At 57.4% G+C, this 26,293-nt stretch carries 21 protein-coding genes and 3 pseudogenes; 8 read left to right on the top strand and 16 right to left on the bottom strand.

The genetic code is table 11. The features are described from left to right. The first annotated feature begins 22 nt into the window (after positions 1-22). Positions 23-1,117 (top strand): GSU2403 family nucleotidyltransferase fold protein, encoded by a 1,095-nt coding sequence (locus J5278_RS21200; RefSeq protein WP_219259024.1) that lies wholly within the window; start codon positions 23-25, stop codon positions 1,115-1,117. 403 nt (positions 1,118-1,520) lie between these two features. On the opposite strand, the gene J5278_RS21195 is transcribed toward J5278_RS21200, so the two are convergent. Continuing rightward, entirely contained in the window at positions 1,521-3,752 is a 2,232-nt protein-coding gene (locus J5278_RS21195) for a bifunctional diguanylate cyclase/phosphodiesterase (protein ID WP_257623468.1), read from the bottom strand. A gap of 238 nt (positions 3,753-3,990) precedes the next feature. On the opposite strand from J5278_RS21195, the gene J5278_RS21190 reads away from it, so the two are divergent. The 3 genes and pseudogenes from J5278_RS21190 to J5278_RS31665 all read left to right on the top strand — a co-directional run. Next, entirely contained in the window at positions 3,991-4,788 is a 798-nt protein-coding gene (locus J5278_RS21190) for a transporter substrate-binding domain-containing protein (RefSeq protein WP_142831727.1), read from the top strand. Positions 4,789-5,112: 324 nt separating this feature from the next. Further along, entirely contained in the window at positions 5,113-5,367 is a 255-nt protein-coding gene (locus tag J5278_RS31165; protein ID WP_257623467.1) for a plasmid stabilization protein, read from the top strand. Beyond that, a pseudogene (locus J5278_RS31665) lies at positions 5,364-5,693 on the top strand (PIN domain-containing protein); the annotation flags it as partial. The gene J5278_RS31165 and the pseudogene J5278_RS31665, both read left to right, overlap by 4 nt. Here J5278_RS31665 and J5278_RS31160 read toward each other — a convergent pair. From J5278_RS31160 to J5278_RS21145, 9 genes are all read right to left on the bottom strand, one after another. Then, a complete protein-coding gene (locus J5278_RS31160; RefSeq protein WP_247749422.1) occupies positions 5,615-5,902 on the bottom strand; it encodes a hypothetical protein in 288 nt (95 codons plus the stop codon). The pseudogene J5278_RS31665 and the gene J5278_RS31160 overlap by 79 nt on opposite strands. 96 nt (positions 5,903-5,998) lie before the next feature. Continuing rightward, complete coding sequence (locus J5278_RS21180; RefSeq protein ID WP_209188213.1) at positions 5,999-7,054, bottom strand: sn-glycerol-3-phosphate import ATP-binding protein UgpC; 1,056 nt, start codon at positions 7,052-7,054, stop codon at positions 5,999-6,001. Further along, positions 7,054-7,902 (bottom strand): sn-glycerol-3-phosphate ABC transporter permease UgpE, encoded by an 849-nt coding sequence (ugpE, locus tag J5278_RS21175; protein ID WP_142831723.1) that lies wholly within the window; start codon positions 7,900-7,902, stop codon positions 7,054-7,056. The genes J5278_RS21180 and ugpE overlap by 1 nt, the downstream gene beginning before the upstream one ends. A gap of 9 nt (positions 7,903-7,911) precedes the next feature. Next, a complete protein-coding gene (gene ugpA, locus J5278_RS21170) occupies positions 7,912-8,793 on the bottom strand; it encodes a sn-glycerol-3-phosphate ABC transporter permease UgpA (protein WP_209188228.1) in 882 nt (293 codons plus the stop codon). 63 nt (positions 8,794-8,856) lie between these two features. Beyond that, the gene (gene ugpB / locus J5278_RS21165) at positions 8,857-10,128 is read right to left on the bottom strand and encodes a sn-glycerol-3-phosphate ABC transporter substrate-binding protein UgpB (RefSeq protein ID WP_247749429.1); all 1,272 of its coding nucleotides are present in this window, start codon (positions 10,126-10,128) and stop codon (positions 8,857-8,859) included. Between the two features lie 567 nt (positions 10,129-10,695). Continuing rightward, a complete protein-coding gene (locus tag J5278_RS21160) occupies positions 10,696-11,496 on the bottom strand; it encodes an inositol monophosphatase family protein (protein ID WP_142831720.1) in 801 nt (266 codons plus the stop codon). Between the two features lie 49 nt (positions 11,497-11,545). After that, positions 11,546-12,610, bottom strand: coding sequence for an ABC transporter ATP-binding protein (locus J5278_RS21155; protein ID WP_142831719.1), 1,065 nt, complete (start codon positions 12,608-12,610; stop codon positions 11,546-11,548). Next, positions 12,607-14,847: an iron ABC transporter permease gene (locus tag J5278_RS21150; RefSeq protein WP_219259016.1), complete on the bottom strand. Its 2,241-nt coding sequence runs from the start codon at positions 14,845-14,847 to the stop codon at positions 12,607-12,609. Before J5278_RS21150 ends, J5278_RS21155 begins: the two co-directional genes overlap by 4 nt. Before the next feature lie 70 nt (positions 14,848-14,917). Then, positions 14,918-15,946 (bottom strand): ABC transporter substrate-binding protein, encoded by a 1,029-nt coding sequence (locus tag J5278_RS21145; RefSeq protein WP_142831717.1) that lies wholly within the window; start codon positions 15,944-15,946, stop codon positions 14,918-14,920. 186 nt (positions 15,947-16,132) lie between these two features. Here J5278_RS21145 and J5278_RS21140 point away from each other — a divergent pair, with 186 nt between their 5' ends. Then, positions 16,133-17,140: a LacI family DNA-binding transcriptional regulator gene (locus tag J5278_RS21140; protein ID WP_142831744.1), complete on the top strand. Its 1,008-nt coding sequence runs from the start codon at positions 16,133-16,135 to the stop codon at positions 17,138-17,140. Positions 17,141-17,826: 686 nt separating this feature from the next. Here J5278_RS21140 and J5278_RS21135 read toward each other — a convergent pair. The 5 genes from J5278_RS21135 to J5278_RS21115 are packed head-to-tail and all read right to left on the bottom strand — an operon-like array spanning position 17,827 to position 23,583. Then, positions 17,827-18,669 (bottom strand): fumarylacetoacetate hydrolase family protein, encoded by an 843-nt coding sequence (locus J5278_RS21135; RefSeq protein ID WP_142831716.1) that lies wholly within the window; start codon positions 18,667-18,669, stop codon positions 17,827-17,829. Between the two features lie 30 nt (positions 18,670-18,699). Next, positions 18,700-20,010: an MFS transporter gene (locus J5278_RS21130; protein ID WP_219259014.1), complete on the bottom strand. Its 1,311-nt coding sequence runs from the start codon at positions 20,008-20,010 to the stop codon at positions 18,700-18,702. A gap of 54 nt (positions 20,011-20,064) precedes the next feature. Then, the gene (locus tag J5278_RS21125) at positions 20,065-21,627 is read right to left on the bottom strand and encodes a bifunctional 3-(3-hydroxy-phenyl)propionate/3-hydroxycinnamic acid hydroxylase (RefSeq protein ID WP_142831714.1); all 1,563 of its coding nucleotides are present in this window, start codon (positions 21,625-21,627) and stop codon (positions 20,065-20,067) included. Positions 21,628-21,673: 46 nt separating this feature from the next. Next, complete coding sequence (locus J5278_RS21120) at positions 21,674-22,564, bottom strand: VOC family protein (protein ID WP_143123075.1); 891 nt, start codon at positions 22,562-22,564, stop codon at positions 21,674-21,676. Continuing rightward, a complete protein-coding gene (locus J5278_RS21115; RefSeq protein WP_142831712.1) occupies positions 22,561-23,583 on the bottom strand; it encodes an amidohydrolase family protein in 1,023 nt (340 codons plus the stop codon). Before J5278_RS21115 ends, J5278_RS21120 begins: the two co-directional genes overlap by 4 nt. A 166-nt stretch (positions 23,584-23,749) precedes the next feature. On the opposite strand from J5278_RS21115, the gene J5278_RS21110 reads away from it, so the two are divergent. The 3 genes and pseudogenes from J5278_RS21110 to J5278_RS31150 all read left to right on the top strand — a co-directional run. Then, positions 23,750-24,460, top strand: coding sequence for a GntR family transcriptional regulator (locus tag J5278_RS21110; RefSeq protein WP_142831711.1), 711 nt, complete (start codon positions 23,750-23,752; stop codon positions 24,458-24,460). Positions 24,461-24,612: 152 nt separating this feature from the next. Next, positions 24,613-24,954, top strand: a pseudogene (locus tag J5278_RS31155) (FCD domain-containing protein); the annotation flags it as partial. Positions 24,955-25,097: 143 nt separating this feature from the next. Next, positions 25,098-25,407 (top strand): annotated as a pseudogene (locus J5278_RS31150) (hypothetical protein); the annotation flags it as partial. 149 nt (positions 25,408-25,556) lie between these two features. Here the strand turns inward: J5278_RS31150 and J5278_RS21100 are convergent. After that, entirely contained in the window at positions 25,557-26,168 is a 612-nt protein-coding gene (locus J5278_RS21100) for a GntR family transcriptional regulator (RefSeq protein ID WP_244615512.1), read from the bottom strand. Positions 26,169-26,293: the final 125 nt, after the last annotated feature.

Genomic DNA, 26,293 nt, shown 5'->3' with positions numbered 1-26,293 from the left:
GTATAACCGTGGAGTCGAGCCTATGAAGTCCATCGACCTCATGTACCAGACAATCCTCGCCGAATTAGGCCAGCGCTCGCTCGATGCCGCGTGGACAGCCGACTTTCCATCGGAAGGTCGGTTCACTCCCGCGAACGTTAAGGGGCGGAGGTATTGGTACTTCGACATACCTGATGGGCATGGCGGCACGAAACGTCGCTACGTCGGCCCTGCAGACGACCCGGATGTCGCACGGCGTGTAGGCGAACACAAGCGGGACAAGGACGATCTGCGTGCTCGCAGGCGCATGGTCAATACGCTGACCCGCGAAGGTGGAATGATCGCTCCCGACGCCATGTCAGGTGACATTGTCGAGGCTCTGGCAGACGGCGGTCTCTTCCGGCTCCGCGGTGTTCTCATTGGTACGGTGGCCTTTCAATGCTACTCAGGACTACTGGGCGTCCGCCTTCCCATGGCATCGATCCTGACCGGCGATGCGGACATTGCACAGCATTATGCCATCAGCCCGGAGGTGGAGGACAGCCTGCCGCCTGTCCTTGAGCTGCTGCGGGGCGTCGACGCCAGCTTCCGACCGGTTCCCCATCGATCAGGATTTGCGGCATCGTCGGCGTTTCAAAATGCCAACGGCTACCGGGTTGAATTCTTGACATCGAACCGTGCTTCGGATGACTACATCGACCTGCCGGCGAAGATGCCCGCCTTGGGCGGCGCCAGCGCGGACCCACTACGCTTTCTCGACTTCCTCATCAGGGAACCTCTCAGGACAATGCTGCTCCACCGAAGCGGTGTGCCAGTTGTCGTCCCCGATCCATGCCGCTACGCGATCCACAAGCTCATCGTCGCTAGCCGCCGGCCCACCGATGGGCAGGGGCCGGCGAAGCGGGAAAAAGAAGTTCGCCAAGCTGCGCTGCTTCTCGAAGCCCTGCAGCAGACAAGGCGATCCGCCGACCTGGCGCTTGTGTACAATGAAGCGTGGAAGCGCGGCTCTGCTTGGCAAGAAGGAATTCGGTCCGGGGCGGGCATGCTGCAAGAACAAGATGCCGAGCGGTTTGAAACGGTACTGATCGACGGCGCAAAGAAAAATAGGGAAGAAATCAAGCTTCCGTTTGGAGAATAGGGTATCCACCACTCGAAAGCCAAGCAGTTGACTTAATTCGACGTGAATAAGAAAAATATAGTGCCGAGGGTTCGGTTCCTTTCAAGCGCACACATTCAGATAGGCCTGACATCCCATCCATTAGGAAAGACCGTACCAGGCGCCGCGGCCGGCACCGTGCAGGACGAGGTGCCCTTGATTCACGAGTGCTTTGAGGTGATCTTTGATGGTGTGACGGCTTGCATCGGTGATCCGTGCAGCCTCCACCGTCTTGATGGAAAGCGCGTTTCTCCTCAAGGCAATCCTCGGTGTCGACACCTTCCTTGTTTGCCGAAGCAGCTGAGTCATCCGGAGCGCCATATGACGTGCGACCTGTGGGCGCATCTCGGAACAACGGGGCGTGCTTCATCAGAATCGGCACTCATCAGCCGAGGGGAGCAGCAACCTTTTGTATGGGATGTATTATCCGTGATCTAAAGTCACTCAAGGGCTCAGGTCTAGAAAACAAAAAACCTTGCAAATCGGTGCAGCCCACTGCGATCAAGAAGTCCCGTTGACCCTGAGTTTCGACACCTTCCGCTGTAGTCTCCTTGCCCAATGTACGGCTCAGGCCGACGATCGCGGATATGATAGCCGCACCCTCGGCGCGCGTGCCGAGTAGCCTGACAAAAGATCTATCGATTTTAATTCTGTCGATGTTAAATTGAATGACGTGGCTGAGTGACGAGAACCCTGTGCCGAAATCGTCGAGGGCGATACGAACACCGTGAGCCCGTAGCCGCGTTAGCGCGGCCAAAGCGTTCTCGTTGATGTTGAACAGTGTTGCTTCTGTCAACTCTAGTTCCAGCCGGGATGGAGATAACCCTGTCACCGCGAGTATTTCAAGCACATGACGATCAAATTCGGGATGCCGCATTTGCGAAGGCGAAACGTTGACTGCGATGGATATCTCTGTTGGCCAGTTTGATGCAGCTTCAGCCGCCTCTCTCAAGACCCATGCGCCGAGCTGATTGATAATACCGGCTTCCTCAGCAATCGAAATGAATTTATCAGGCGTTAGCAGCCCATGCGTCGGGTGGTTCCACCGGACGAGCGCCTCGGCGCTTGAAAGCTCGCAAATTTGGTCGGAACGATACACTCCCTGAAAATAAACCTCCAGATTGCCCTTATCGATGTCTGGCCGGCCGCTTTCCACGGAGGCAGACGAACTGCCTTCCAGGACGAGACGCAGATCCCTTTTGAGAGCCTCCCGTGCCTCGACTATGCTGTCCATTGAATGATCATAGGCAACAGCTCTGCCTCGACCGGCCGTCTTCGCCTGGTAAAGCGCAACGTCTGCGCGGCGAAGGAACTCATCGAGCGTCTGTCTGTCATCATCGAATGTCGTGACGCCAATCGAGCCTCCTACGCGAACAACGATGTCGCCGCCGCGAAGCTGAAAGGGATCACTCAAGGCCCTGATGATTTTTTCACAAAAGACGATCTGATGATCAGCATCTCCTCCACGCTTAGGCATTAGCAACGCAAACTCGTCGCCGCCAACACGGGCGAGGGTGTCACTCGAAGTTATCAGGTTGGAAATCCTTGCGACGACCGCAAGCAGAAGTTCGTCACCGGTGGCATGTCCGTATGTATCATTTACTTGTTTGAATCTGTCCAAATCGATGAGTGCGATAACAGCGGTGCTACGATCGGCCTTCATCGAGGCAAGACACGCCTCAAAGCGAGAGGTGAACAAAGCTCGATTGGGAAGTCCGGTCAACACGTCGTGAAGCGAGAGATGTTTTGCATGGTGCTCGCTAGCACTCAACTCATTCAGGCTTCCGCGCAAGCGCCCCATCAATGCAAAAAACGAACCTGCGATAATCAATCCCGCAATGGAGAGTACAGGGATCAGGCGTCCTAGAACTCTTGAACCTGGCAAGTCGGGCTTCCAAATGATGAAGCCGATAGGTTCACCTGTTGCCGTCGCATCTATTTCAAAAGCAACTTCAGTGGAATCCTGATCCGCACTACGCGCGTACCGGGCGCCGGCCAAGCCTTGTTCGCGACTGAGGGTGTCGAGCGTGACGCCATCGAGGAAACGAACGACCAAGAGATATAAATGTTCTCCTTCTTCATCCCTGGCGGTCGCCGAACTTACTACAGGGATCACGCCCACGACAGAAGGGCGGCCCTCAAGTCGCATCAAACCAACGCGTCCAGAGGCAGTTAGCGGATCATGTTGCACCAACCGTTTTTCCAGATCGACGACAAGCGGTTGGAGCAGCGGCCTGACCCACTTGAAACGGCGCGTTGCTTCTGGGTCCGAGGTGAGGGCAAGCTCTCCCTTGGAGGTAGTTAGAAAAGCGGCATTGAAACCAAAGGCTGTCGTAGCAATCCTTCCGAAGGTTTCTGCAGATGCGGGTTTACGGCCTTCGCTTGGAAGACCAGTATCGCCCTTCGCTAAAACCGTATCGCCAATCAAAAACGAAGCGTAGCCAGCGCCTATCAGTTGCATTTCTTGAGAGACACGCGTCACCTGATCACTCAAACGGCCGGTAACAAGTTGCCGCTGACGATCAAGGGCTGCAGCATCGCTTTCCGAACCGGCCCAAACGGCAGCCAAGAATACTAGCGCAAGGATCCCGAGCGCGCTAACAGCGAGCAGAATCAATATCGATCCAGATGATGTCCGCGTCACTCTATAAGTAAATAGATTTTGGATCGAATTGCCAAGCACGCGACTTCCCCCAGTCGACTGGACATTGACTTGTATTGATTACGAATTGCTTTTCAAGTCATGCTGAAATTAGCATACAGGCGAAAAAGCTCCTTAATAGTTGCATGATATGTATGACCAAAGCGATGTCAGGTCTTGGCAACACTGCCGAGCGCATCAGCATTGGTGAGACATGAATTTTATAAAAATCTTACTGGGATTTGTGTGTCTGACGTCGCTCGGATGTCTATTCGCCGCGGGCGTTGGCCTCGCTGGAGAAACTTCAGATTCCAAAAGCATCAGGATCGCCGTTGAGGGGGCGTTTCCGCCGTTCAACTATGTCGATTCCAACAATCAACTCCAAGGTTTCGATGTCGATATTGGAAAAGCGCTTTGCAAGGTTGCGGAGTTGAAGTGTGAGTTTGTTGTGCAAGAATGGACAACCATGATCCCTGATTTGCTAGCGGATCGCTTTGACGCAATTGTCTCGTCCATGTCGATGAGCGCGGAAAGACGAAAAAGCGTTGCATTCACCCAGAAGTACTATGACAGCCCATCGGTATTCATCGTTAGAAAAGGGAGCAATATTGCGGGTACAGGCATGGAGGACTTAAAGAAGCTCCGGCTAGGCGTGACGGCAGCCACTTCACAAGAAGCTTATGCGAGACGGTTTTACGCGGGTGTGTCTACTACTGAGTTTCATGCATCGCCAGACCTTTATAAAGCGCTTGTCGATGGAAGTGTGGATATAATTATTGAGGATAAACTGGCAATCTACGATTGGCTGGCAAACACAAAAGCAGGTAGTTGCTGCGAGTATAAAGGATCCGATATAAAGAATACGGAGTATTTTGGCGATGGCGCGGGGATTGCGGTGCGCCCTTCCGACACGGAACTGCTGAAAAAATTGAATTCTGCGATTGAGGTAATCGAAGCGGACGATACGTACGATACTATTAATGCCAAATACTTCCCGTTCAGCATACGCTAACGCTACCTGAAGAAATCTTACTAGGATGCCGACGCTTTTTGGAAGTTGACATTGACACGGAGACAAAGCCACAAAATAGTAGTTCGCCTATCACAACATGCATTTAGCTCGTTAGCTCGTTAGCGCGTGAAGCTGGACCTGAGTTCAATAAATTAGTGTTGCGCTATACAAAGACACACAGGTCCTTTGCTGGTCACCGAGACGAGCCCCTTATAGACGTAAATCTTCGACAAGTGGGGTTTTCGCCCTCGTAAATCTACTTGAAAGATGGCATCATTCTGACTGTGTTGATATCAACGCCATCGTTTTTGAAAGGTGATGTCAATGCCTGCTGTCACTAGTCGAAATCTGTCTGACGAAACGCATCATGCCCTACGGGTGCGGGCGGCTCATCATGGCCGAAGCACTGAAGCCAAGATACGTGCTATCATAGAGGCCGCCGTACGTCCCTCTGAGCGCCTTAAACTTGGTTCTCTCCTAGCTGCGATTGGTCGTGATACCGGGCTTGCTAATGGCGATGTTGAGGCACTGCAGAAAAGTCGCGATAACGGACCTGCTGAACTGATGATTTTCGAATGATCTTGTTGGATACGAACGTCATTTCAGAGCCATGGAAGCCGGTTCCCGATCTGGCGGTGGTCGCATGGTTAGATGCCAAAGCTATTGAGACACTGTTTCTCTCAGCGATAACAATTGCTGAGCTACGCTTCAGATTGCTGCGATGCCCTTAGGGAAGCGGCATCCATTCTCCGAAATCGCCTTGAAGGAGAGGTGCTGCTGCACTTTCAGAGCGCATACTGGCATTCAATCTAGCGGCTTCACAGCTCTATTTTGAACTCCTAGTGCGCGCTCGGGTATCTGGGAAGGCTATTGTAACCGCCGTCCACGTTTTGTCAGCCAGCGCCTGATCTAGCCGTACCTGCCCGAGCGCATAGGCTCCAAGCGCGTTGCCCTTTGACTCGACCGACGTCTGGTCCCACAGAACCGCATTGAGATTGTCGTTGGCCTGTGTTGCGACCAGATCGGCGGCCGATACGAACGATGCGCCCAAAGTTCCAGGGAACAGCAGAAGCGCAGTACTTGCGGCGTAGCGGTGGATCTGTCTTTTCCTCATGCATTCCTCCTTTTGTTGAACCCTGCCATTTTTTTCGCGGCAACATCTTCGATGTCAACGCAGGTCTCGTTCGCGCTTGTCACAAATGCGGTTGCGTCAGGATAACGTCTCGCAACGCTTTCCCTGGTGGTCAAAGAAGTGAAGGGCCGTCTCCGGGGCCGCGATCACGACTTCATCGTTGATCCTGACGGCGGAACGTCCCGGTACACGGAACGTGATTGCCTGACGGTCTGGCAAGACTGCATGAACGTAGCTTTCCGCCCCGACCAGCTCGACCGCAAGGACGCGAACCTTCGCACGAAACGCTTGTTGGCCTTCAGCATCGGTCACCAAGAAATCTTCCGGCCTGATGCCAATCGTTGTGAATTGCTTGGCTGCGAGCCTATCTCCAAGACGGAAGTCCGGATTTTCCGGGACGCAGTTCAGGAGGTTCATGGATGGAGAGCCTATAAAGGTGGCAACGAAGGTCGTGGCAGGCTTCTCGTAAAGCTCGATGGGCGAACCCACCTGCTCGATCCGGCCGGCGTTGAGCACGACCAGCCGATCTGCCAACGTCATCGCCTCCATCTGGTCATGCGTGACATAGACACTCGTCGTTTTTAGCGAGAACTGCAGGCTCTTAATCTCGACACGCATCTGGACGCGCAGCTTTGCATCCAGGTTCGATAGCGGTTCGTCGAACAGGAAGGCTGCCGGCTCTCTCACGATTGCCCGGCCCATGGCAACACGTTGACGCTGGCCGCCGGATAGTTGCCGCGGCTTTCTTTCGAGAAAAGTCTCAATCTCCAGCGATGATGCGGCCTTTTGGATGCGGCTATCGATTTCGGCCTTGGGCATATTGCGGTTCTTTAACCCATAGGCGAGGTTCTGGCGCACCGTCATATGCGGATAGAGCGCGTAGTTCTGGAAGACCATGGCGATGTCGCGCTCGGAGGGCTCGAGTTCGTTGACGACACGGCCGCCGATAGAGATCTCGCCTGAGGATATGCTCTCCAGGCCGGCAATCATTCGCAGCAGCGTCGATTTCCCGCAGCCCGACGGGCCGACCAGAACAACGAATTCGCCGTCCCCGATCTCCAGCGAAACGCCGGAGATGGCCTCGATAGTCTTGCCATAGGTCTTGCGGACATTCTTGAGGGTGATTGCAGCCATTACTTCTCAGTCTCCACGAGCCCTTTGACGAACCAGCGCTGCATCAGCACCACGACGAGTATGGGGGGAATGATTGCCAGAATCGCTGTCACCATGACGAGGTTCCACGGTGTCGATGCGTCGGTGAAATCGACCATCTTTCGCAGTCCGATGATGATCGTGGTCATCTGGGCGTCGTTTGTGACCAGGAGCGGCCAGAGATACTGCGTCCAGCCATAGATGAACAGGATGACGAAGAGGGCTGCGATGTTGGTGCTCGATAGCGGAAGCAGAATATCCCGCATGAAGCGGAACGGCCCGGCATTGTCGATCCGCGCGGCCTCGAGCAGTTCGCCGGGGATCGTGAGGAAGAACTGACGAAACAGGAAGGTCGCAGTGGCCGACGCCATCAACGGCAAGGTAAGGCCGGCATAGCTATCGATCATTCCGAGATCGACGACCACTTTGTAGGTCGGCAGGATGCGGACCTCGACCGGCAACATCAACGTGATGAAGATCATCCAGAAAAACACCATGCGAAGCGGGAAGCGAAAGAACACGATGGCGTAGGCTGACAGGAATGAGATGACGATCTTACCTGCGGCAATCACGACCGAGACGACGATAGTGTTCCAGAGCATTCGCTCCAGGCTGACGCCAACCACTTTCTCGACGCCGCCCGAAAGAGCGTCGCCATAGTTCTCCAGGAAGTGACTGCCGGGCAGCAGCGATATCGGAGGTTTCAAGATTTCCGCAGATGTCATCGTTGATGCGACGAAGGTGTAATAGATCGGAAAGGCGACAATGATAATGCCAAGGATCAGCATCAGGTGCCCGACAAGATTGGCGATGGGACGTTTTTCGATCATGAGCGAATCTCACGCATAGTGCACCCGCCGTTCGACGAAGCGGAACTGGAAAGCTGTCAGCCCGATTACGATTGCCATCAGGATTACCGATTGGGCAGCGGATGAGCCCAGGTTGAGATTTACGAAGCCATCATTGTAGACCTTATAGACCAAGGTCTCGGTCGCCTTGGCCGGGCCACCCTTAGTGACGGAATCGATGATGCCGAAGGTGTCGAAGAACGCGTAGACAGTGTTGACGACCAGCAGGAAGAAGGTCGTCGGGGCCAGCAACGGGAACACGATAGTCCAGAAGCGTCGGGCGCCACGAGAGCCGTCGATGGCCGCGGCCTCAAGCAAGGATTTGGGAATGGCCTGCAAGCCCGCGACAAAGAACAGGAAGTTGTAGCTGATTTGTTTCCAGGCCGCGGCAACGACGACAAGCGAAATCGCCTGGTCGCCTTTTAGCAACGGATCCCAGGCAAACCCATTGCGACGAAGCAGGTATGCGAACGTACCCATGGCGGGATTGAACATGAAAAGCCAGAGCATGCCGGCGACGGCTGGCGCCACGGCATAGGGCCAGATCAGCAGTGTCCGGTAGAGGGTCTTGCCTCGCACCACCTTGTCGGCTGCTGTCGCCAATGCAATGGCTGCGATCATGGAGAGTGCCGCAGTCGCCACGCTGAAGACGACTGTCACCTGTAGCGAATGGAGGTAGCTCGGATCGCCGAGGACCTGCCAAAAGTTCGCCAGACCGACGAATCCACTCTTCATGCCGAACGGATCTTCACGCTGGAGTGACTGGTAGAGTGCCTGGCTGGCCGGCCAGAAGAAGAACACCACCGTCAGGATGATCTGCGGCGCGACCAGGAGGTAGGGCAGGATCTTGTTTGGAAAGACGACGTTTTGCACGGCGATCTCCTCGAAGGGGAGGGCGGTCCGCGAACAGGGCGCGCGGACCATGGCTTCCTGCATTCAGTTACCGTTCGCCTGTGCGATCGCTGCGTTGCCTCGTTCCACGGCCTTGTCGAGGGCCGTCTTTGCGTCCTGCTTGCCGGCAAGCATCGCCTCGAATTCCTCATTCATGATGTCGCGGACCTGTGGCAGATTGACGAGGCGGACACCCTTGGAGTTTGCCGTCGGCGGTTTGCCCATCATCTGCAGGATCGGCGTCTCCATGCCGGGGTTCTTCTGGTAGAAGCCGGACTTCTTCGTTTCCCCATAGGCGGCCATCGTCACCGGCAGGTAGCCGGAGACCTGGTGCAGACGGGCCTGGATCTTGGTCTGCGACAGGAAGTGGAAAAACTCACCGATGCCTTTGTATTCCTGATCGGTCTTGCCGGTGAGGACCCAGAGGCTCGCACCGCCGGGAATGGTGTTTTGCGGACGACCATCTCCGTCGTCATAGGGAAGCTGGCCAATGCCATAGGCAATGCCGGCCTTGACGATATCACCAAGGCCGCCAGAAGATTCCGTCAGGATCCCGCATTCGCCAGATGTAAAGAGTTGCTTGGCCTCTGATGTGCGGCCGCCATAACGGAACGTTCCATCCTTCGCCAAATCGGCGATTGCCTGGAAATGTTGAACAAACGGTGCCGAGTTGAACTCCAGCTTGACGTCCGTGCCGCCAAGACCATTTTCATTCGTGCTATAGGGCACGTTGTTCCAGGCGGCATAATTTTCCGTCTGAATCCAGGTGAGCCAGGTCGAGGTCAGCCCGCAATTTGCGGCGCCACTCGACTTGATCTTCTTTGCAGCGTCGAACACCTGTGCCCATGTCTTTGGCGGGATCGCCGCATCCAGGCCGGCTTTCTTGAAGATGTCCTTGTTATAGTAGAGGATTGGCGAGGAGGAATTGTACGGGAAGGACAGCATGGTACCGTCCGGCTTCGAGTAATAGGAGACGATCCCCGGCAGGTAGTCTGCCTTGTTGAACTCGTAGCCTGCCTTCTTCAGAACGTCGGCCGCCGGCATGATCGCTCCTTCGGCTCCCATCATGACGCCGCTACCCGCATCGAAGACCTGCAGGATTGCCGGCGATTGCTTGGCGCGGAATGCTGCGATACCTGCGTTCAACGTTTCCGGATAGGTGCCCTTGAAGACAGGGACCACCTTGAAATCCTTTTGGCTCTCGTTGAATTCTTTGGCGAGATTGTCGACCACTTCGTTGTTGGCGCCCGACATAGCATGCCACCATTGAAGCTCTGTCGCTGCAAACGTGTGCGGGGCGCCTGCTATCGAAGCCATTGCCGCGATGGAGCATGTTATAATGAAACGATTGGTCATGTTTCCTCCCTGTCCTTCATCTTCAATCACATGCAACGGCGACCCTCCCAGATCACCATTGCAACTGCCGTACGCTCTCCAAAATCCCAGTGCTTCCGCTCTGGATGCAAAGGCGTTCACGGGATTTAGAGCAGCGTGGTTCTCCGTCCAGATGGAGGGAGATATTTATAAGCCAGCTATCGTTCTTGGCCAATCCCGGACACTTGCGCCGACATGCCTGGATTGCGGGATACCTCTCAGTTCATTGCGGAAATTGTCCCGCAACTCGTGAAACGAGGACAAGCCAAGCCCGACTGCCAGGCGCGATACCGCACTGGTAGGGACACCTGCAGATAAGGCGACGGTCTTGTATGACCCGAATGCCCTCCTGTCTGGATGCCCGAGCGCGCAATCGGCGAGGCGCATCAGTTGCTCCTGCAAAAGACCTGTCTTCGTCAGACAGACGAGCAGTTCGCTTCTGACTTGTGGAGGTCGCGATTGCAAGATCATCGGTATTGTACATCATGTTCCAATCAACCTAGTCCTGATTTACAAGCCAGCAATCTTTTTGAGATCATCAATCGCGCCCGGGGCTGCGGCAAGGACCTGGGAGCCCCTGGTCAGACGCTCGCCTTCTGTCGGAAAGGGGTGGTACCAGCCGCCGGCTTCCTTCACGAGGCAATAGCCCGCCAGGCAATCCCAGGCGTGCATGTAGGGCTCATAGTAACCGACGAGGCGACCTGCCGCGACGTAGGCGAGCATCAGCGCGCCGGAGCCGTTGCGGATGAAATTACCCCCCGCTTCGAGGATGCCTTCGACAATCTTGCCCACGGAGGCGGGGGTCACGTGGCTGTTGGCACCAAACCCTGTCACCGCATTCTGTATAGTGCGGCTTGCGTCGAGCGAGAGTGACTTGCCATTTAGTGTCGCACCTCTCCCGAGGCAGCCCGCGTACACTTCGTCGAAGCAGGGAGCGTAAATTACCCCGACGACAGGGATACAGTCATGAAGAAGGGCGATGGAAACGCACCAGTTTGGCATGCCGTTGACGAACGGGCTCGTCCCATCGATAGGATCGACGACCCAGGTATAACCAGAGGTTCCAGCCTGAAGGCCGTATTCCTCTCCCAACACGCCATCCGCGCCGTATGCCTCGCCGAAACGGGAACGGATTAGCTCTTCGACCTCACGATCGGCGATCGATACGACGTCCTGAAGGTCGCGCTTCGTTTCGATCACAAGCGTTTCGCGACGGTTGAAATAGTCGAACGCGAGCTTTCCAGCTTCAAGGGCAACGGTCTGGGCTAGAGTGAAGCGCCCTTCAAGGCCGGAGACGGTTTGGGAGGTCATTGCGATTTTCCTTGTGGGATACTGCACGGAATTGAAACGGCGGCATGCTTCATGCGCCGATGATGGCGATGCCCCGCTCCCGAAAGCCGATTGTCACCTCGGTCGAAGACGGAAGAGGCTTTTCGACCGCACTGTCGATAACGAACAGCGTCGACGACCGCGTCTTGACCTCATATTCGACGTGATCTCCCAGATATGCTGCATGTATGATGTGGCCGCTGAAGCTGCCGGGCGAGGCACCCGGCGAAAGCGTTATGGCGTTCGGCCTAACGGCGAGCTGGGCTGGGCCCTTTGCGGCCTTCAAGGTTGGCATCCGGTGCTGCAGACCCTCGACGTTGATCACCGCGTGGCCAGGCTCGATTGCGATCACATCACAGGGAACGACATTCGCCTCCCCCATGAAGTCGGCAATGAAGGCCGAGGCAGGTGTTTCGTAGAGATCGCGCGGTGCGCCTTGCTGGGCGATCTCGCCATCCTTCATGACGATAATCTGATCAGACACGGCCAGCGCCTCATCCTGGTCGTGGGTAACATAGACGGCCGTAAAGCCTAGACGTTGCTGCAACTCGCGAATTTCCGTCCGCACCCGTCTGCGCAGTCGCGCATCGAGATTGGAGAGCGGCTCGTCGAGGAGCAGAACCTGTGGCTCCAGAACGAGAGCGCGGGCGACAGCGACACGCTGCTGCTGGCCGCCGGAGAGTTCGGCTGGCAGCCGCTTGCCCATGCCGCCAAGCCCGACCAACTTCAAGCCCTCTTCGGCCCGCTCACGCGCTTCCTTCCTCTTCAACCCGGAAGACTCCAGACCATAGGCGACATTGTCGAGCGAAGTCATATGGGGAAACAGGGCGTAGCTCTGGAAAACCATGGAGACATCGCGCTCGTTGGCGGGCAGCATCGTCACATCCTTGCCGGCAATCAGGATGCGGCCAGAGGACGGATGCTCGAGACCCGCGAGCATCCGCAATGTCGTCGTCTTGCCGCAGCCAGAGGGGCCGAGGAGCGTCACCAGCGTCCCAGGCGCAATGGTCAACGACAGATCCGGAATGGCGGTGAAGGCGCCAAAGATCTTCCTGACACTCTGGAAAACCACGGAACCGGGTTTGATCATGCTCATGTTGGATTCTCCTGACCGATCGGCGTGGGTGCGATTACGACGGGGGCGGCGATCGCAACGCGGTTCTCGCGTCGCAGACGGCGTTCACCGACGATGAACTGGAAGCCTGTGATGACGGCGATCATCACGACGATCAGCGCCGAGGAGTAGGCGATGGCGACGCCGTATTCGCCATTTTCGACCAAGCCGACAATGAAAGCGGTGGACATGTTGTACTGGGCGCTGACGAGAAAGATCACAGCGCTGATCGATGTGATGGCGCGCACGAAGGAATAGACGAGTGCCGCCGTGATGGCAGGGCGAAGGAGGGGAAGGATAACCTTTCGGATCGTCCGGAAGCTGGTGGCGCCCAGCGTCAGGGATGCCTCATCGAGGCTCTTGTCGAGCTGGCTCATGGCGGCAACGCCGCCTCGGACGCCGACCGGCATGTTGCGGAAGACGAAGCAGGCAACAAGGATCAGCGCGGTGCCTGTCATTTCCAGTGGCGGCAGATTGAATGCCATGATGTAGCTGATGCCGATGACGGTGCCCGGAATAGCGAAGCTCATCATCAGTGCGAACTCGAAGATGTTCCGGCCGACGAACCGCTGGCGAACAATGATATAGGCGGTCAGCAGGCCGACAGCGGCCGTCAAGGGTGCGGAGATCAGAGCGATTTCCATCGTCGTCCAGAATGAGTTCCAGGCAACCCCGGACCATTCCAGCCCCCCGTCGTTGCGCAAGCCGATGGAGAACGCTTTGATGTAGTGTTCGATGGTCAGGCTGCTATCCAGCCCCCATGTTTTCACGAAGCCACCGAACAGGATCATACCGTAAACGACGAGCGTGAATGCAATCCACGGAATAACCATGGCGTGGACGGCGATCGACAGGCCTTTCGGCAGGGCAATGTGCGCACCCGAATCACCCTTGCCGGTCACGGTGGCAAAGCTCTTGCCGGAAAGCCAGAAGCGCTGCGTGATGAAGGCTGTCATCGTGAACACCAGAAGGATCATCGCAAGCACGGCTGCTCTTGACGGATCGTTCTGCGAGCCGACCACAGCGAAGAAGATTTCCGTGGACAGCACGCCGTGGCTCCCGCCTAGCACCATTGGATTGCCGAAATCCGCCATGCTTTCGATGAATCCGATCAGGAATGCATTTGCCAGACCCGGCGTCATCAGCGGCAGCGACACCCGCCAGAATGTCCGCCAGCGATTGGCGCGCAATGTTTGCGAGGCCTCTTCCATCGAAGGACTTACACCTTCGACGACACCAATCAGCACCAGAAACGAAATCGGGGTAAAGGATAGCACCTGAGCAATCCAGATCCCTGTCAGGCCATAGAGCCAACGGCTGGGTTCCGCTCCGGTCAAGCTGCCCACCCATTCAGTGACGACACCGGAGCGTCCGAACAGCAGAATCAGCGCCAGACCGATGACGAAGGGCGGCGTGATGATCGGTAGGATGGTCAGCAGCCGCAGACCCTTTTTGAAAGGAAATCGGGTGCGGGTGGCAACAAGGGCAAAACAGAGCCCAAGCAGGGTTGCTCCCGTCGCAGTCAGGATCGCGAGGCAAAGCGTCCGCCATGCGACTCCGCAACTGTCGCCGCCGACAATGCAACTCAGGCTCCAGACCGAAGGATCCTGGATATTGGAGATGAAGCCCGTCGCGTCGAATGAGCCGTCGATAGACTGGAAGGCCCCGACGAACATGCTGCCGACCGGGTAGAATACAAAGATGGCCACAAGGAAGATCAACATGGTGATCGAGCCTATGACAAACGCATCGCCCTTCATCACACCGCGTTTCGCAAGGCCGAACGAAAAAAGCAGGACAAACACGATTGCTGTGACAATGGCGCCGGCGCCCATCGAGGGCTGCCCGTCCGACATAGGTCCAAACAGAGTTTCGCTGACGGACCAGCTCCAGCCGGAGAAGTTGATCGCAAGGCCTTGGAATATCAGATAGGCGACGCCGATTGCACCCGCCCAGGCAAGGACGAGCCCTTGACGCTCAGGCGCGCCGATGAAGCGCGATGCGCCCGCCACCAGAAGCGGAACAGCCGCAACCAACAGCCACCAACGCCCGAACTCAAATATTTCGAGAGCCGCAGGGGCTATTGCCAGATCATTCGGATAGCTGGAGAGCCAACCAAAACTGTAGAAGCCGCCCTCGATCCGGTACCAGGGCAACACGATCATGGCCAAAAGTCCGACAATGAAGGCGACATCCTGCCTGCGACTGGCTTGTGTCATGTCTATTTATCTCCGCTCAAGTTTTGTGAAGGCTGCCAAAGATCAGTTCGGCAGCCAACGGCACTGGGGCTCAGTTAGCCTTGGCGCCGATCTCCTTGTTCCAGCGGGAGAGCAAGGCCTTGCGGACAGTCGGATCGCCATATTTGGCGAAGTCGTAATCAATAAGCTTGATGTCGTCGAACTTCGGCGCTTCCTTCGGCACCTCGGCAAACTTGTTGGACGGAAGCTGATAGGACTTGCCGTCCTTCATGTGCGATTGCGCTTCTGCCGACAGAGCCCAGTCATACCATTTCTCGGCATTTTCCAGGTTCCTCGCGCCCTTTACGATCGACATCGAGCCGATTTCGTAACCCGTGCCCTCGCAGGGCGCGACTGTCTTGATTGGGAAGCCCTCGACCGTCTGGGCTACAGCATCGTGCATGAATACGATTCCGATCGTCGCTTCACCGCGCGCGGCGGACTTGACGGGCGCAGAGCCGGATTTCGTGTACTGGGAAATGTTTGCGTTCAGCTTGGTGAGATACTCGAAGGCCTTATCCTCACCCATGATTTGCACGAGCGTGGCAAGGCTGTTGTACGATGTCCCCGACGAGTTTGGATTGGCGATCTGGATTTCACCCTTGTAGGAGGGGTCGAGAAGATCAGCCCAACATTTCGGTTCCTTAAAGCCTTTCTTCTTCAAGAGCTCCGTATTGTAGCCCCAGCCAAGTGCGCCGGCGTAGACGCCGACCGTACGGAACTTGGAGGTTTCGGCCTGCTTTTTGGCCCAATCCTGAAGTTGATCGAACAATGGTGATTTGTATTCCTGCGTCAAACCTTCGGCGGCGGCCTGAAGATGCGGATCGCCTGTCCCCGCCCACCAGATGTCGGTCTTCGGATTGCGGGCTTCGGCGCGGATTTTCGCGTAGGTCTCGCCTGCGGAGAGGCGAACCATGTTCACCTTGATGTCCGACTGCTTCTCGAACAGGCTCTTCATAACGTCGCAAACCTCGGGGTCTGCCGAGCAGATCATGTTGAGGTCGCCTGCCGCATGGGCCGAATAGGCGCAAAGGGACACACCCGTGGCAAGCAATGCCGCGGCCAATTTGATGGATCGCATAGTTTCCTCCGTTAATACGACGCCTCCACGCCGTTCGCTGTTTGCAAGCGTGTGCAAATGCTGCCTGCGAATACTAAGCCTGTCAACATGTTTGTCATAAAAATAACATTAAAGTCGACAGCATGCTTCTTGCACGGCTTTGCAAAAAGGTGCATGAATCTGTGCAAAACACAGGGAGCTAGGTGCGTGTCTCAAAAACTCTTCGTCAGTGCGGACGAGGTCGCCAAGCGGGCAGGGGTGTCGCGCTCGGCCGTGTCGAGGGCGTTTACACCTGGCGCGTCCGTGTCGGCATCGACGCGTCAAAAGGTGGTCCAGGCTGCCGAAGAACTTGGCTATCATGTCAATCATCTTGCCCGTGGCCTGATGCGCAACGAAAGTGGGATTGTTTGCCTCATCGTTTCTGATGTCGCCACACCCTATCGGTCGGCGCTTTTGCGGGAGCTGACGCAGCAGCTCCAGTTGGCAGGCAAGGTCGCCATGCTTGTCAATACGGATCGATCGGACGGCAGCGTTGATCGCGCCCTGCAACAGGCCATCCGATATCGAGCCGATGCATCGATCATCATGTCCGGTCTACCCGACAAGTCGATCGCCCAGCTCTGTTTGCGCAGCGGCCAAAGGCTTGTGCTGATCAATCGCGACGACGACCAGCCGGGCCCCTTGCGGATCAATCTAGATGATACCGAAGCGGCGCAAAGGGTCGTAACCGCATTCGTGCGGGCGGGATGCCGACGGCTTGCATTTGCCAATTCCGACGCGGGCACGCCAAGTCTGATGGCGCGTGAGACGGGTTTCGTTGCCGCAGCGAAGGCGCAGGGACTGGATGTCACCGTCGAGCGTTACGGTCTCACCGGATATGAATCCGGGAAGGTGCTGGCACAACGACTGCTTACCAAAAGCGAGCGCCCTGACGCCGTGTTTTGCGCGACTGACCTGTTGGCGTGCGGGTTTATGGATGCTGCCCGTCATCAGTTTTCGATTTCGGTTCCTGAGAGCCTCAGCATTGTTGGCTTCGACGATATCGAACAAGCGTCATGGTCTTCCTACGAGCTGACCACCTTCGCGCAGCCAGTGATGGCAATTGCAAGCGAGGCCGTCCAATGGCTGTCGGCGGAGCCGTCAGGCGACCCCGATCAGACATCAAAACGACTGCATGCCGAATTCGTGTGGAGAGGATCCGTCCGAGCGGGGTAGTCGTTCAGTCGCCCCTCAAGACTGGGCGTGCAAAATGTCGATCGCGGTCAACTATCTGTCTAAACGAGAGAAATTGGGATATATGACGTTTGTGACAATGGCGCTTGCTTTATCGAGGCAGGTTGGAAACCATAGTCGGCTAACAGAAAGCCGATCGGGAAAGCCTTCCGGTTTTGCCTGTTTGGGTTTCTCAGAGGAGGGCTAGAATGGCATTTCCTTTCGGTCTCATTGCTCTTGTGACACTCATCAACACCAAGTACCGCTGAGCCGTCCTGGGTTGCGGTTCTAATGAGAGGCTTGCGCAAGCGGATGAAGCGTTCGCACGAGCCCACGGGTTTGGAAACGCACGTCACGGCTCGGCTGGCCGGGCACCACCTTACCATCATATCCAGGGACCGTCTGAGCACGCGCCCAAGCTAGCAACTGCTCAACAAGGGCACATGCATTTGATACGGCAACCGGCGCGCGCGTTTGTGGTTATACCCAGGAGAAATTGGGAGAGCGTGCAACAATTATTTCATGCTAGATTGCAATCACAAATTTACCACTCGGCTCTGTGGCAGAAGCAGCAGGTCAACTGTTCTCATCCCATCAAGGCACCGAATAGTTTGAACGGAGTACGGTGTGGAAAGTTCACACTATACTCCGAGCTTCAATTCATGCCTTAAAACAGACCGAGCGCAGAATCACTCATCGACAACGGCATTCTTCAGGACGGCCAAGCCCTCTATATCCACCTCGATCACATCTCCGGCCTTCATCCAGAGCGGCGGATTTCTCTTCGCTCCGACGCCCCCAGGGGTGCCGCTGACAATCACGTCGCCAGGCTCGAGGCGGGTAAACGTAGAGATATATTCGATCTGCTTCGGGATATCGAAAATCATCTGGTCGAACTTGGCTTCCTGCACGACCTGACCATTCAAGCGTGTCTGAATGCGAAGGTCGCCGAGCGGGCCCAGTTCATCCGGCGTCATCATCCAGGGACCGAAGGCACCGGTATCCGGGAAGTTCTTGCCTGGCGTGAACTGGATGGTATGGCGCTGAAAGTCGCGCACACTGCCGTCGTTGTAGCAGGCATAGCCCGCAACATGCGACATCGCCTCCTCGCGAGTGATATATCGCCCGGCCTTGCCGATGATAACAGCCAGTTCGCCTTCGAAGTCGAGTTCGGCCGAAACTTTCGGACGGACGATCGGCGCGAGATGGCCCGTCTGGCTGTTGGCATAGCGAGCAAAAATCGTCGGGTGCTCGACTTCGCTGCGGCCGGTTTCCTTGCGGTGCATTTCGTAGTTCAATCCAACGCAGAGGATCTTGTCCGGGTTCGGCACCACCGGCAGCCACATCACTTCGGACAGTGGATAGGATTTTGCGCCTTCGAGCGCGGCGCTGATTCCGTCCAGTCCAGCCGATATCGCTGCCTTGAGATCGGGGTAGCGGGACGCCAAGGCCGCTCCGACGTCGAAGGCCCGGTCGTCTTGGACAACGCCCCAGCTCGTCTGGCCGTCGTGACTGAATGTTGAGAGTTTCATCTTGTGGTCTCCTTGGAGGCGGGCGCTGCCCTATGCTTGACGAAGACCCAGCCCCTTCAGGCCGGGGATGCTTGAAAACCGACTGAGCGTCCGCTCGGGGAAGATCAGTGCAAACGCGGCGATCGCGCCAATAAGAAGGATGCCGGCGGTGAACAGCATAGCATTGGCATAACCGCCGGGCCCGTCGGAGCCGGATGCCTGCACGATGCTGCCGGTTACTGCGTTCGAAACGAGCGCGGAAGCAGCGTTGCCCGAATAGATGACGATGATGAGCTTGCCGCGTTGGGCCGCAGGGGCGATGGCACCGAGCGTGACCGGGCCGTAGATCGTCGTCAGGCTCGGCGCCGCGAAGGCGATGGCAATCAGGACGAGCTGAAGGGGACCTGAGGCATATACGCCGAGCACCAAGGCGGCGCCGCTGACGAGCAGAGCCCATCCCGAAGCGCTTCCAAGCGTGGTGCGTCTGCTCCAGCCGGCGTTCAGCATCCGCTGGGCGAGCCACGATCCTGCGAGGAGTAGGGGCGACTGAAAGATATAGACACCAGAGATGATCCACCCCGTTTCACTGTGGGAATATCCAAGACCCTGTTGGAGGTAGGGCGGCAGCCAGGTCGCCGACATGCCGACGATCCAGTAGGACATCGTCGACATGATGATGACGCCGATGACAGTCGGATCGAGCCACAGCTTCGTTGCCGGAATGCGGGGCGATGTATCGACCACGCCATGATCCACGGTCTTGACGGCATAGGGACCTTCTCCGCCGATGAAGAGCCAGGCAGCGAGCCAGACCAGACCCAAGACGCCGCAGAACAGAAAGCCGCTGCGCCAGCCATAGGAGACAATCACATAGGCCAGCAGCGGGCTGCCAACCAGCAAGCCCACACTGATGCCCTGGAGGATGATTGCGCTCGGAACGCTCCGCTTCTCGGTCGAGAACCAGTCGTAGCAGGCGTGGATCGCCGTTGGCAGGCCCGGTCCTTCACCGAAACCGAGCAGGATCCGGCAGCCGATAAGAACGGTGATCGACGTGCTGAAGAAGATCGGAATTTGCGTCGCGGACCAGATGAGAGCCAGGATAGCCAAGATCCACCTGACCGGAACACGGCCGGTGACGAACAGGCCGACGAGAATGCCGGAGATGGAAAACAGCAGAAAGAAGCTGCTGCCGATCAGGCCGAACTGCTGTGGCGACAGCGACAGTTCCTTCATCATCGGAACGGCGGACAGGCCGAAGACAAGCTTGTCGAAGAAGTTCAGCGTCTGAAACAGAAAGAGCATGATCAAGACTGTGTATGGACGCCATTTTCCGGCGTGACTTGCGCTCGTTGAATTGGTCATGTTTTCCTCCCCATGACGTGCCTCGATTACCCCGCATCGCGTGACGCCACGCCGTCAGGCGAGCGCTTCCTCCAGCTCTGCGTAAAGTGCGTGAATTTCGTCTGCCGATTTCGCGGTCCCGAAGACGTAATGGTCGGGTCGCACCAGAACGGCACTGCATTTGTGGCTATCGAACCAGGCTGCCATGACCCCGTCCTTCTCGACGAGCCCCTTGTCTGTCGATGAAGCGCCGCCGTTACGCCGGCCGACCTGCGCCACGGAGATCTCGCGCCGTTCGAGCGTGTTTGGATCGATGTCGCCGGCGCGGCCATCCACAATCAGGCGCCAGCCGGCACCGGTCAGCTTGTCGAGAAGGACGGGTTCTTCCTCACCGTAGATCCAGGGCTGGGGCGCGAGCGTTCCGTTTGCCGGATTGGCTCGTTTAGCAAAAAAACCATCGCGAAGCGGCGGCACGATTTCCTGACGGGTGACAGTTCGGGCCGTACCCCCGCCTTCGGCGAGGATCCGCTCGTCGCGCGCGGCCGCAGCGGCCGGATCGCGCTCACAGATGACGTGGCCTATCGCCTTGATGCGCGTCGTCAGTTCCGTGACATGCGCCTTCCGCTCGACCTGATAGCTGTCGAGCAGCTCGAGGTTCGTCCGACCTTTCAGGACATGGTCAAGTTTCCAGATGAGGTTCGAGACATCCCGAAGTCCCTGGCACATACCCTGGCCGATGAATGGCGGCTGCTGATGGGCGGCATCTCCGGCGAGGAACACACGACCGAGTTCCCAATTGGCCGCCACCAGCGCATGGAACCGATAGCTCGCCGACCGCCAGAGTGTCGCATCTTCCGGCTTCAGCCAGCGAGACAAAAGCTTCCAGACATTCGCGGGCTTTTCCATCTCCCTGGCGTCCTCGCCGGGCAGCAGCATGATCTCCCAGCGCCGATGAGTGCCGGGGCCAACGATAAAGGACGTCGGCCGGGCCGGATCGCAGAACTGCGCTGCGGTCTTCGGCAGCTTTTCCAGAGAAGTCTCGTTGACGATGACGTCGACGACCAACCAGGGTTCGTCGAAGACAAGGTCTTCCAGCGTGAGCCCCAGCGCCTGTCGGACGCCGCTCGTCGCGCCGTCACAGGCAATCACATAGGAGGCCGTGACGGTTCGAGCGGTGCCGTCCTTCTCCTTCAGATGCAGCGTCGCCTGCGCCTCCGTCTGCGCAAGACTGATCAGCTCCGTGCCTAGTTCCACGGTCACGCAAGGATAGGTTTGCGCATGGGCCCGCAGAATGGCTTCGACGGGCGGCTGGGAAAACACCATTGTCGGGATGTAGCCGAGGGGATATGGCTCGGGCACCATGTCGATCCGGCGGATCAGCTGCCCCTTTGCGCCGAAATGCTCGGATGCGGGGAACGCCGCGATATGGGGCTTGATCGCATCCGCAATGCCGAGATTGTCCAGGTGGCGAAGAATTTCGTGGTCGATGGCTATGGCGCGGGGCTTGTCGTAGACGTCCTCCTGCCTGTCGATCGCGAGTGTGCGAATGCCCCGGCTGCCAAGCAGCGAGGCCGCAACGGCGCCGGACGGGCCAAAGCCTACGACCACGACGTCGTAATGTTCTGATGTGTTCGTCATTGTTCTGAGCCGCTTCAAAGTTGCAATGGAATGCCCGTTCGGATGATCACGCCTTGAAGGGGATGGCGAGCTGAGCTGCTTTCACCACGTCACTTTTTGGTGGAGCGATACCCCAATGATCTGTGCGGCCGGGCGGCCATGTCCACTGCTCAGGGCCCTTTGGCTGATAGGTGTTATCCACCTGGAGAACATCGGATGTGTATTCGATGACGACGCCCAGCGGATCGAGGAAGTAAGCGAACACATTGTCTCCCGGACCATGCCGGCCGACACCCCAGCCGATCGGATAGCCGTTGTCGACCATGCGGCCGGAGGCGCGCATGACGGACTCCGTATCCGGCATCAGGAAAGCAATATGGTTCAGGCCATTGACGTTCGCCTCGGCAAGCACGACGGCATGGTGATCGTCGTTGCAGCGCAGGAAGGCCATCATCTTCGATCGGTCAGTGAGCTGAAAACCCAGCAATTGCTCGTAGAAGCGCGATAGGCCATCGACGTCGGCGCTGTTGATGTTGACATGCGCCAGTCGAAGCGGCCGGTTGGCAACCGCAGCGCCGGTCTTGGTCATGTCGCCGTGGACAAATTCGAGCGTGCTTCCCTGCGGCTCCCGGATGACGAAGCGCTGGCCGCCGGCGGGACCGGGGCTTTGCTCGACAGGACGCAGCAACTGGCAGCCAAGCGCCACGGCTGATGCTGACAGTCGGCCGAGATCATCGGCGCTGCCGACGCTGAAGGTGATCTTGCGCAGTTCGGACCTGTCGCTGCCGATCAACTCGAGAACGTGATGATCGTCGCCGGAAGCGGCGAGGAACACCTTGCCGCCCTGCCGGGCGACGACCTCCAGTCCCCATACAGCAGTGTAGAATTCTTCCGAACGGTTCAGATCCGGGGTGCCAAGTTCGACGCTTTTTAGAGCGGTCACGGGAAACTGTGTCATGACTGTGCCTCGAGTGCCAGGAATGCTTCGGCATTGGAAAAAGTCAGTCTATCCCGGGTAAGGTCGTCGCCGAAGGCGGCCTCGATCCGGGCGAGGGGGGCTTTTTCGTGGAAGTTGAAGGGGTAGTCGGTACCGAGAATGACTCGCTCGTCGCCGAACATCGAAACGAGGTGCCGCAGTGTCGGCTCATCGTACACCAGGGCGTCGTAGTAGAGGCGTTTGGCCTGGATGGACGGTTCCTCAAGGATCGTCTCGCGCAGAGCCGGAAAGACCTTCCAGCCTTCATCGAGCCGAGGCAACAACGAGGCGAGTGTTCCTCCGCCGTGACTGAACGCCAGGCGCAGCCTTGGATGCTTGAGCATCAGGTTCGCCGTGATGACAGAGGCGGCTGCCAATCCGACGTCCGTCGGATAGGCCAGCACTTGCTGCAACTGTCCGGGACCGACCAGCCTGTCCATTCCGGTCGGTCTGACCGCGTGGACGAACACCGCAGAACCCAGCGCTTCAGCTTCGGCGAAAAAAGGCAAGAATCGCGGGTCTCCGATCGGAATGCCGTTGATGTTGCTGCCGATCTCCACGCCGGAGAAACCGAGGTCCCTCATGCAGCGGCGAAGCTCGTCGATTGCCTTGTCAACATCCTGGAGCGGAACCGAACCGAGACCGACAAACCGGCCGCCGGAGGTGCTTGCCATGGTTGCGATGGTGTCGTTCAAGTAATGGATAAGATCGTTGGCTGGGTCGATATCCATCCAGTAGTTGAACAATTCGGGCATCGGCGACAGCGCCTGCGTCTTGATGCCCATTCGATCCATGTCGTCCATGCGGCGCTGTGAGTCCCAGCAGGCATCGCTGACGGTTCGATAGTTCTTGCCGTCGATCACGATCGTCCTGTGGCAGGCGTCCCGGGCCATCATGGAAGGCCAGTTCGAAGGCGGTGCCCCCTTGAGATAGGGCGCAAACTCCGAGGGTACGACATGGCAATGGACGTCGATGCCGCGGCACCCGCATAGCCTCGTCATAGCCTGCCTCTTTGCGTGGAAACCATCGCACCCTCACAGTGAAATGTCATCGTCATCAAATGGATATTATACAATAGAGTCTCTGTAAACAATAATTTATAAATTTGCACCAAGACGACCGGCGTTATATAAATACCCACATCGGCATCGTCGGGGAAAATCGCCAATGAATACTCTTGCAGTCACGAAGCCCGCCTTGTCGGCATCGACACAGGCCAGCTCCGTCTACGAGCGCCTGAAATCGGACATTCTCACCACAGTGCTGGAGCCTGGTCGCAAACTGCAGCTGCGGTTTTTGATGGACCACTATGGCGCGGGCCAAACGCCGCTAAGGGAGGCGCTGAACCGTCTGGCGTCGGAGGAACTAGTTGAAGGAAGAGATCAGCGCGGCTTCTTCGTTCAGCCTGTCAGCAGGGCGGAGCTCGTGGAGTTGACCAAGACGAGGTGCTGGGTGGAGGGGCTCGCCCTGCGCGAGTCGATGGCGAACCGCACACCGCAATGGGAAGAAGACCTTGTCGTTGCCCATCATCGGCTCGACCGAACTCCGCGCTCACTTAGAGAAGATAAATTCGAAGACAATCCGGAGTGGGAACGGGCACATCGTCGCTACCACCAAGTCCTGATTGCCAATTGTGGCTCGAGACCGCTGATTGCATTCGCCGAGCAACTTGCAGACCGCCTGTACCGATACCGCCAGATGTCGATCAGGAAGGTGTTCCGGACCCGTCACGTGACCGATGAGCACGAGGCGATCCTGAAGGAAGTGCTGAAGGGCAATGTGAATACGGCGTCGGAACTTCTGGAGAAGCATTACAAACGGACGGCTGAAGCTATTGTTGGTGATCTTGAGCAGTTTGGTTCTGAGCAAGGTTATTAAAGCCTCGAAAGGGCAAATATAGAGGAGATTGGGCACAGACAATCGGAAGGGTTCAACCGGAGGCCGCCGTCAAAACCGCATTACTTTACCCTGACGGAAGTTCGATACTGCAAGAGGAACGCTTGGTTGATGTTTATCCCCAGTATGCCACGGTGGTAGCCAAAATCGACCTTGATCATGCCAGGCCGGCGCAGTTCTTGCGGCTCTCAATCGAGCTTGAAGCCGTGAGACGCTTGACGGCAGATGCGTCGGCCGAAACGGCAAAGGATCTGCGAGAGGTGCTGGTACGGCAGGCTGCGGTTGCGACACAGGAAACCGACGACGTATTCGACAGCATCGACCGTGAGTTCCACAGAATACTTTATGAGAAAACCGGCATCCTTGAGCTTTGGGCTAGTGTCAGACGTCAAAGTGTCCATCTGGACAGGCTCCGACGACTTCACTTACCTATGCCTGGGAAGATGCAAACCGTGCTTACCGAACACGAAGCAATCGTGGACGCCATCGTTTCAGGACGACCTGCACATGCTGAGATGGCTTTGCGAAAGCACCTGTGCGCTACGCTTTCCATAATCGATGTGATCTCCTCAGTTCCCCACCTATATAAGGATTTAAGACTTCGACGCTCGGTCAAGCCAGCGCCGAGCTGCGTAAGCGCGCCGGTCTCAACACCATCAATCTGGCCGCCTCCTATCATGCCGGCCCGTTCCTCCAGCCCCGCAGCTCGCACCAGAAGGTCTATTTTCCCGAGGACGGAATGGTCTACTGCCGCCAGAAGGAAACAGGGCGGGCAAAGAGATCAGGCCGGTGATGGCACAGAACGCCAGCGAGCGCGGCGACAGGCCGGCCGCGCTTGTGGAGGCGCGCGACGCGGGCGGCATGAAGGTCTCCTACTGGCCCGGTTGTCTGCACGCGCCCATCTCGGGATGCCGCATCCAGCCCATGTCGGCCAGCTCAGGAGACCGGCTCTACCAACGCGCCGCAACCATCTGTCCGCACAATAGTCCATGCAAAGGACCGGGAGAGATTGGCCTTCATCGAGACCGGCTTGCGGGCTGGATAGCAGGGACTCTTCCAAGGCCTGTGTCCACTGGCCTCAGGGTTTACCGGACAGGCGACCATAGGCGCCCATGATGAAGCGCTCCGCCTGGTTAAGATATATTTCCATGGCGGCGGCAGCCTGTGTGGGTTTTTCCTCCTCAAATTCGGTCAGGATCTTGAGGTTCTGATCAACGAAGGGCGCATGCAGGAACTCGGGGTCGCGCAACAGCCCGAATACCAGGCGCAGTTCCAGCGATACTTCGCGGAAGAATGCCGAAAGGCGGGGGCTGTCGGCCAGGTCGACCACCGCAGCGTGAAAGGCGATATCCGCGCTGCCAACGCCCAACCAGTCGCCCTCCGAGCGGCAGCGGCGGGCGGCCTCGACGGCGACACGCATTTTTCGGGCACTGGGATGGCTTGGGTGCGCCTGGGCAAGTGCGGGACACTCGATGATGCGGCGGACCCGGTAGATGTCGATGATCGTGGACATGCTGGGTGTCGTCACGAACACGCCGCGATTGGCTTCGTGGCGCAGCAGGCCCTCTTTCGTCAATATGCGGAAAACCTCGCGTAGCGTGTTGCGCGATACCTGCATCTCCTCGCTCAGCGCCAGTTCGGACAGATGGCTACCCGGCGTCAGGCGTCCTGAGATTACCTGCTCGCGCATGCGGCCCGCGACCGCCTCTGCCAAGGTCTGGCTGGCCGGCTGGCTGGATATCGGCCCCAACGTTTGCTCGTTTGGCAATCCGGATGTCCCGTCTGCTGCTTGGCTGATCACCTTCATCTCGTCTC

The organism is Rhizobium sp. B21/90 (assembly GCF_019355815.1).
Taxonomy (GTDB): domain Bacteria; phylum Pseudomonadota; class Alphaproteobacteria; order Rhizobiales; family Rhizobiaceae; genus Rhizobium; species Rhizobium rhododendri.
This window is presented reverse-complemented; position numbering and strand designations above follow the sequence as displayed.

Excerpts from the sequence above, each read along its gene's own strand:
- J5278_RS21100 (WP_244615512.1), bottom strand. The coding sequence starts at position 26,168 with ATGCGCGAGCAGGTAATCTCAGGACGCCTGACGCCGGGTAGCCATCTG.
- J5278_RS21150 (WP_219259016.1), bottom strand. The coding sequence starts at position 14,847 with ATGACACAAGCCAGTCGCAGGCAGGATGTCGCCTTCATTGTCGGACTT.
- ugpE (WP_142831723.1), bottom strand. The coding sequence starts at position 7,902 with ATGATCGAAAAACGTCCCATCGCCAATCTTGTCGGGCACCTGATGCTG.
- J5278_RS21115 (WP_142831712.1), bottom strand. The coding sequence starts at position 23,583 with ATGACGAGGCTATGCGGGTGCCGCGGCATCGACGTCCATTGCCATGTC.
- ugpB (WP_247749429.1), bottom strand. The coding sequence starts at position 10,128 with ATGGCTTCGATAGCAGGCGCCCCGCACACGTTTGCAGCGACAGAGCTT.
- J5278_RS31160 (WP_247749422.1), bottom strand. The coding sequence starts at position 5,902 with ATGAGGAAAAGACAGATCCACCGCTACGCCGCAAGTACTGCGCTTCTG.
- J5278_RS21180 (WP_209188213.1), bottom strand. The coding sequence starts at position 7,054 with ATGGCTGCAATCACCCTCAAGAATGTCCGCAAGACCTATGGCAAGACT.
- J5278_RS21125 (WP_142831714.1), bottom strand. The coding sequence starts at position 21,627 with ATGACGAACACATCAGAACATTACGACGTCGTGGTCGTAGGCTTTGGC.
- J5278_RS21200 (WP_219259024.1), top strand. The coding sequence starts at position 23 with ATGAAGTCCATCGACCTCATGTACCAGACAATCCTCGCCGAATTAGGC.
- J5278_RS21145 (WP_142831717.1), bottom strand. The coding sequence starts at position 15,946 with ATGCGATCCATCAAATTGGCCGCGGCATTGCTTGCCACGGGTGTGTCC.
- J5278_RS21135 (WP_142831716.1), bottom strand. The coding sequence starts at position 18,669 with ATGAAACTCTCAACATTCAGTCACGACGGCCAGACGAGCTGGGGCGTT.
- J5278_RS21130 (WP_219259014.1), bottom strand. The coding sequence starts at position 20,010 with ATGACCAATTCAACGAGCGCAAGTCACGCCGGAAAATGGCGTCCATAC.
- J5278_RS21155 (WP_142831719.1), bottom strand. The coding sequence starts at position 12,610 with ATGAGCATGATCAAACCCGGTTCCGTGGTTTTCCAGAGTGTCAGGAAG.
- J5278_RS31165 (WP_257623467.1), top strand. The coding sequence starts at position 5,113 with ATGCCTGCTGTCACTAGTCGAAATCTGTCTGACGAAACGCATCATGCC.
- J5278_RS21120 (WP_143123075.1), bottom strand. The coding sequence starts at position 22,564 with ATGACACAGTTTCCCGTGACCGCTCTAAAAAGCGTCGAACTTGGCACC.
- J5278_RS21160 (WP_142831720.1), bottom strand. The coding sequence starts at position 11,496 with ATGACCTCCCAAACCGTCTCCGGCCTTGAAGGGCGCTTCACTCTAGCC.
- J5278_RS21190 (WP_142831727.1), top strand. The coding sequence starts at position 3,991 with ATGAATTTTATAAAAATCTTACTGGGATTTGTGTGTCTGACGTCGCTC.
- J5278_RS21110 (WP_142831711.1), top strand. The coding sequence starts at position 23,750 with ATGAATACTCTTGCAGTCACGAAGCCCGCCTTGTCGGCATCGACACAG.